This window comes from Saccharopolyspora sp. NPDC000995 (assembly GCF_053599315.1).
Genome location: NZ_JBSFLZ010000211.1, coordinates 1 through 6,326, shown reverse-complemented (window position 1 = coordinate 6,326; position 6,326 = coordinate 1). Strand labels below are relative to the sequence as shown.

The 6,326-nt window shown below is 67.6% G+C and carries 5 protein-coding genes; 3 read left to right on the top strand and 2 right to left on the bottom strand.

Features of this window, described 5'->3' with window-relative positions; all coding sequences use genetic code 11:
• Window positions 1–277 (bottom strand): hypothetical protein (locus tag ACWDKQ_RS34620; protein WP_450142982.1); only part of this gene is annotated, 277 nt, incomplete at its 3' end.
• A 119-nt stretch (window positions 278–396) separates the two neighbouring features.
• Here ACWDKQ_RS34620 and ACWDKQ_RS34615 point away from each other — a divergent pair.
• From ACWDKQ_RS34615 to ACWDKQ_RS34605, 3 genes are all read left to right on the top strand, one after another.
• Window positions 397–3,072 carry a bifunctional acetate--CoA ligase family protein/GNAT family N-acetyltransferase gene (locus tag ACWDKQ_RS34615; protein WP_450142981.1) on the top strand — a complete coding sequence of 892 codons (2,676 nt, stop codon included), beginning with the start codon at window positions 397–399 and terminating at the stop codon, window positions 3,070–3,072.
• 89 nt (window positions 3,073–3,161) lie between these two features.
• Window positions 3,162–3,581 carry a CBS domain-containing protein gene (locus ACWDKQ_RS34610; RefSeq protein ID WP_450142980.1) on the top strand — a complete coding sequence of 140 codons (420 nt, stop codon included), beginning with the start codon at window positions 3,162–3,164 and terminating at the stop codon, window positions 3,579–3,581.
• Window positions 3,582–3,721: 140 nt separating this feature from the next.
• A complete protein-coding gene (locus tag ACWDKQ_RS34605) occupies window positions 3,722–4,606 on the top strand; it encodes a universal stress protein (RefSeq protein WP_450142979.1) in 885 nt (294 codons plus the stop codon).
• A gap of 394 nt (window positions 4,607–5,000) precedes the next feature.
• Here the strand turns inward: ACWDKQ_RS34605 and ACWDKQ_RS34600 are convergent, their stop codons facing one another.
• Window positions 5,001–6,005 (bottom strand): Acg family FMN-binding oxidoreductase, encoded by a 1,005-nt coding sequence (locus ACWDKQ_RS34600; RefSeq protein ID WP_450142978.1) that lies wholly within the window; start codon window positions 6,003–6,005, stop codon window positions 5,001–5,003.
• Between the last annotated feature and the right edge of the window lie 321 nt (window positions 6,006–6,326).

Below are 6,326 nucleotides of genomic sequence, written 5' to 3'. Positions count from 1 at the left end.
CTACGCCCTCGCGCCAGCCTGGATCACCCCGTCCACCAGTCTCAGCGGGAACACTTGACGCCCCCACCCACGGGCTAACTACGCGGCCTTGGTTGCTCCAGGGCAGGGTTGTCAGCCTCCGGTGCAGGCGGGGCGGTTGCCCCTTCGCCAGCAGGAGCCAGAACGCCCCGGCTTTGTCGGCCTCGGCGGCGAAATCGGCGCTGATGTGGTTGGCATCAGCGGTGATCACCTTGCCGCCTCGCGCTCCCCACGATGCCCGGGCCGCAACGCCGACCACGCTGCCCACCACGGCCGTCGTGCTGATAGGGCCGATGGGCCCTATCGTCGCTGTTGGGGTGGGGTGGTCTTCTCACAAGCACGGGGTATCGCGTGAGGGGAGCCGGTCCGGTGCCAGAAGTGGGCAGCACGGAGGCCGTGCGGGCGGTGCTGACGGATGGCAGCGTTGTCACCGTCCGCCCGCTGGAGCCTGACGATCTCGCCGAGCTGGAATGCTTGCACGGCGCGCTTTCAAACGAGGACCGCTACTTCCGGTTCTTCGGCACACCTTCGGATTCGGCAGTCAAGCGCTTCTTGCAGAAACTGGTGGAACCCCATGATGCGCATGTGGTGGCGCTCGGGATGTTCACCGGTCAGCATCTGATCGGCGTTGGTCATTTCGAGGTGCTGATCCCGGAAACGGCGGAAGTGGCGTTCCTGGTCGAGCACGCGCGGCACGCGCGCGGGGTGGCGACCTTGCTCCTGGAGCACCTGGTCGCGGCGGCTCGGCGACGCGGTGTGCGGACGTTCCTCGCGGAGGTGTTGGCGGAGAACACGGCGATGCTGCGGGTTCTCCGCGACAGCGGCCTGCCGTATGACGCCCGCCTGGACGGTTCGTCGTACCAGGTGAGAATCGCGCTGGATTCCGGAGAGCCGTACTACGCCAGGGTCAGCGACCGCGAGCGGGTCGCGGACGTCGCCAGCCTGCGTCGGGTGCTCTGCCCGACGTCGGTGGCGATCGTCGGTGCGAGCCACCGGGCATCGGCGGTGGGCAACGCCGTGCTGCGCAACATCATCCAGGGCGGCTATACCGGAACGATCTACGCGGTCAACCGCCATGGCGGCGACATCCACGGCCTGACCGCTTTCCGATCCGTGGCAGACCTTCCGGAACCGCCGGAAATGGCGGTGTTGTGCGTGCCTGCCGACAGCGTCCCGGATGTGGCGGAGGAATGCGGACGGTGCGGGGTGCGTGCACTGACCGTCGTGGCAGCGGGAATCACTGGTCATCCGCCCATCGTGGATGGCTTGCTCACCGCCGTTCGTCGGTGGGGTATGCGGCTGGTGGGGCCGAATTGCCTCGGCGTGGTCAACTCCGATCCGGCCGTGCGGCTAGATGCGACCTTCAGCGCTGCGGGGATTCCGGAGGGCGAGGTGGGCATCGCCACGCAGTCCGGCGGCGTGGGCATCGCCTTGCTGGAGCGACTCGACGACGTCGGCCTGGGCGTGTCGATCATGGTGTCCACAGGGGACAAGTACGATTTGAGTGGCAACGACGCGCTGCTGTGGTGGCAGCGCGACGCACGCACCCAAATCGGTGTGCTGTATCTGGAATCCTTCGGCAACCCCCGCAAGTTCGCGTGGCTGGCGCGGCGGATCGGCCGGACCAAGCCGCTGATCGTACTGCGCAGCGGTGCCAGCCCGATCGCCCAGCAAGCCGCCCTCTCGCACACGGCGGCGACCGCGACCCCGCGCAGCAGCCGAGACGCCTTGCTGAGGCAGACGGGCGCGATCGGGGTCGACGATCTGGAAGAACTCGTCGCGGTGCTCTGCGTGCTCAGCTGGCAGCCCCTGCCTACCGGGCCGCGCGTGGCCGTGATCAGCAATGCGGGCGGCCTCGGTGTGCTCGCCGCCGACGCCTGCGCCCAAGCCGGACTTGAGTTCGCGGTGCTGCAACAGGCAGAACGTGAACTCGCGGAACTGCTGCCGAAAGAGGCCAGCGTGCGAAACCCGGTCGACACGACCGCCACGATCGATGCGGCCGCCTTCGGCCGGAGCGTGGAGCTCGTGTTGCGGGCCCCCGCAGTCGAGGCCGTGGTCGTTCCGGTCCTGCAGACCGCGGTGAGCAACCCGGGTGCGATCCTCGCCGATGCCGTGGCCCGCGCCCGCGCGGACGGATACGACAAACCGGTGCTCGCCGTGCACGCAGGACAGCGGGAAGCGTTGGCCTCGCTTGCCGCCGGTGAGATCCGGGTACCGGTGTTCGCCGACACCACGCTGGCCGCCCGTGCGTTGGCCGATGTCACCGGGTATGCCCGCTGGCTGGCCAGACCGCAAGGCGCGGTGCCCGACCTCGCGCACATCGACGTGGCTGCCGCACACCGTCTCGTGGCCGAGACACTGGCCCGAACACCCGAGGGCGGCTGGCTTGAACCCGATGCGGTGCGAAAACTCCTCGCGGCATTCGGCCTCCCAACAGTGTCCTCAACGGTATGCAACACCGAAGCCGCAGCCCGTGCCGCGTTCAACGAGCTGGGCGGCAGCGTCGTGCTCAAAGCCCAAGCGGAGGGCCTCGTGCACAAAGGCCGAGCCGGCGGCGTGGTGCTCGCCGTGTCCACGGTCGCCGAACTGCGCGCTGGATGGGCGCGGCTGCGGAACCGATTCGGCGCCGGGTTCCACGGTGTCGTGGTGCAACCCATGGTCGAGCCGGGGCGGGAGTTCCTAGTCGGCGTGCTCGGCGAACCCTCGTTCGGCCCGATCGTCGTCTTCGGTATGGGAGGCACCGACACCGACCTGATCGCTGACCGCAGCCGACGTCTCGTGCCGCTCACGACCCGCGACGCCCAGGAGATGCTCCAGGAACTGCGGGCCGCCCCCCAACTGTTCGGCCCCCGACCAGACCATCCCTTGGACACCGACGCCGTGATCGACGTGCTGCTGCGCACGGCGAGGATGGCTGAATTGCTCCCCGAGGTCGCCGAGGCCGACCTGAACCCCCTGATCGTCACCGGGCAGGGCGTTCGCATCCCGGACGCGCGCATCCGCTTGGAGCCACGCGAACCCGAAGATCCCTTCATCCGCAAGCTCCGCGTCTGACGGCGGCGAACACCAGTGACCATCTCCCCTAGCTGGAGAGCTGGGGGCGCGCGACGGTCAAGACCGGGTACGGCCTCTCGAGGTGAACCATGACCGACCAGGAAACCGCGCTCGACCTCGCCAGCACCCCCGTGGTCGCGGTCCGACCCGAGCTGGACGCGATGGATGCGCTGTACGAGATGTACCGGCGAGACGTCCACCACCTCGCCGTGGTCGCCGGCGACGACATCGTGGGACTGGTGAACGTGGCAGACCTGCTGCAGGGCATCGCGGCCCAATACCCGAAGACGACCACTTCGGTCGGCTCGCTGTGCCCGGCGCCGGGCCCCCGAGTGGACGCGACCGACGACATCGGTGTTGCGGCACAGCGCATGATCGACGCCCACACCGATGCCGTCCTGGTCATGCGGCACGGACGGGTGTGCGGCGTGCTCACCGCGGTCGATCTCGTTCGCAGCATCGCGCAAGACTCGGTCGCACACGCCCCGGAGAAAGAGCGGTCTCAATGAGCGCCGCCAGGACCGAGGTAGATGGCAACCATTGTGCACGCGTGGTCCGCCGCCGAGTCCGCATTGCTCGGTGAAGCGGCCCGCCGTGCACCATCCGTGCAAAACACCCGCCCGTGGGCGCTGACGAAGATCGGGGATCGATGACCACCACACAGGAAAAACCGGTCGTCGTGGGCATAGACGGGTCTTCAGCGGCGCTCGACGCCGCGCGCTGGGCTGCCGTCGAGGCTCACCAGCGCGGCACCTGGCTGCGCGTGGTCTTCGCCGACATCCTCGCCCAGATGTACCTACCGGACCTGCCGACGACACCGGTGCCCGAAACGTACGCCGACGCCATGGCTCGGCAAGCCCAGCAATGGCTGCACCGAGCCAAGCAAGAAGCAACCGCAGCCGCCCCGGTGCTGGAGGTCCGGACTTTCGTGGTGACCGGCGACGCCATACCGGTGCTCGTTGCGGAGTCGCGGCGCGCGCAACTCGTTGTCGTCGGTAGAAGCGGCCTCGGCGAACTCACCGGGCTTCTCGTGGGTTCGGTCGCGATCAGCCTGTGCTCGCACGGACACTGCTCGGTCGCCGTGGTGCGACAGCTCTCGACGGAAGCCTCCGACGCCCCCGTCGTGGTCGGCGTGAACGACTCGCCTGGCTTCGAAACTGTGCTGAACACGGCATTCGAGGAAGCTGCCATGCGCGGTGTGGCCCTTGAAGCCGTCCACGCCTGGCACACGGTCGGCACCGAGCAGGCCTGGTACAGCTTCCACGTCGAGGGCCGTGCGGCGGCGATCCAGAACGAAGAGGAGCGCATTCTCGCCGACACCCTCACGCGCTGGGAAAAGAAGTACCCCGACGTCGAAGTCCGCCGCATCGTGGCGCACGGCAAACCGGCGCGCGTCCTGCTCGAACACGCGCAGCACGCGCAGGTGGCAGTCGTGGGAGCCCGCGGGCGCGGGGCGCTCACCGGTCTGGCATTGGGTTCGACGAGTCAGCAGTTGATGCACCACGCGCCGTGTCCGCTCATCGTGGCGCGCTGAACGAGCAGAGCGGAGGAGGCCAACGTGGTGCCGTACAGGTTACGGCTGGGGTGCGTGGGGATTGACCACGATGACGATGAGCATGGTCCTGTTCTGGGCGCTGGCCGTCGTCGCAATAGTCGCACTCGTTCGCTACCACTCCAGCGGCCCGGACGTACCACGCTCAACGATCCGATCACGCGCCGATATTCACGCTCTACTGGCGGACGGTGTCGCCGTTCGTCAAGGTGATCATGCGTGCAACCCTACGCGCTGCGGCCAAGCATGCGCGCGCGTGAACGATTTTCCGGTACGAGACGGCATCTCTCCGTCGGCAGACGGGGCCGTTCCTCAGCCACGGAAGGGGGTCTGATCAAGACGGTCGCGGGTGCTGGGTGTTGATCTACGCGAAATCTCAGGTTTCGAATGCTTCGGCGACGCCGTCGACGAGCATGTCGCCGACGTCACGGCGGGGTGAGGCGACCGACGGTGCGCCGTGGCCGATCCGCAGCAGTGCTCGTGGGGTGACGTTTCCACCGAGCAGTCGTTGGAGCTCCTCGTGGGTATCCGGCACCTCGACGACCTCGGAGATCATCGACGCGACCAGGCCTTGTGCGGTTGCGGTCAGCCACAACCGCTGCAATGCCTGCCCGGCCTGCAGGTCTGCTTCCCGGCCGCTGTGCCGGGTACACAAGATGACCAGCAACGGGTGGGTTTCGAATTCGGTTCCCGGCGCGCGTTCGGTGTGCCCGGCGGTGAAGTCGCGGTGCACCCACTGGTCCTTGGGTTCCGGTTTGGGTCCCGCCGCCGACACCGGCACGCCCTCGGTGGTTGCATCGGTGCGTCCGATCCAAGCGGCCATCTCGGTTCGGAAGCGTGCGTCGGCCATCTGCGCTCGATGCGCACGATGCACCAACCCCTCAAGTGTGCCGTGTTCGCTTGGCTGTACCACGTGCAGCCAGGCTTGCTCTTCGTGAGCAGCGCGCATCAGCAAATGCCGGTCCTGTGTGGACACCGGGATGTTTCGGAACGGATGCCGATGGCTGTGCCGCTCGGTGATCGCCTCGTAGCATCGGAGGTTGTCCGGGCGCTGGTGAGCTTGGCCGCCGCTGCGTACCTCGGCCAGCGTGGTGGCGGCCGCCAGGCGCGGGAACAAGGTCACCACCGGCCGGATGCCCACTTGTTCCAGGGCGAGTCGCAGGTTGAACAGCGCCGCCCCGCATGCCAACCGCAGTTCCCTGTCCTCGGGGTCGGCGACCGGCAGGTGCCGTTTCGGATCGGCGTGGAGTTCGATCAGTTGGGGCAGTATCCGGAAGCGCCACGGCTGGCTGTTGTGCAGCGATGGAGCCAACGCGGCCAGCCGGATGATCTGCTCCGTCTGGCCGGATGTCAGCCCGAAGGTCGCGGGGAACGCTCGCATTCACGACTCCTCATCAGCGCGTTCGATGCCGTCACTGTGACTGTCCGGAGTTCGCCGGGGCGAGAGTCCAAGTGCCTCTGAACTACACCGGAGGCATGAGTGACGTAGTGCTCTAATTCGGGTCGAACGCATGGCGCAGCCTTGGATCGACACCGATCCGCTCGGGAGCCAGCGATGAATGGCATACCGGGAAACATCCTGCGATGGCTGGTTCAGGCACTGCGGCCGATTCCCAACTCGTCGCGACGCCGGGTGGCTCGCTTGCGTTGAGCCAGGAGTGCGGGGTGGGAACTGTGGGTGCCTATGAGGTTTTCGTGGTGG

Coding starts and splice junctions, on each gene's coding strand:
- ACWDKQ_RS34605 (WP_450142979.1), top strand. CDS start 3,722: ATGACCACCACACAGGAAAAACCGGTCGTCGTGGGCATAGACGGGTCT.
- ACWDKQ_RS34610 (WP_450142980.1), top strand. CDS start 3,162: ATGACCGACCAGGAAACCGCGCTCGACCTCGCCAGCACCCCCGTGGTC.
- ACWDKQ_RS34600 (WP_450142978.1), bottom strand. CDS start 6,005: ATGCGAGCGTTCCCCGCGACCTTCGGGCTGACATCCGGCCAGACGGAG.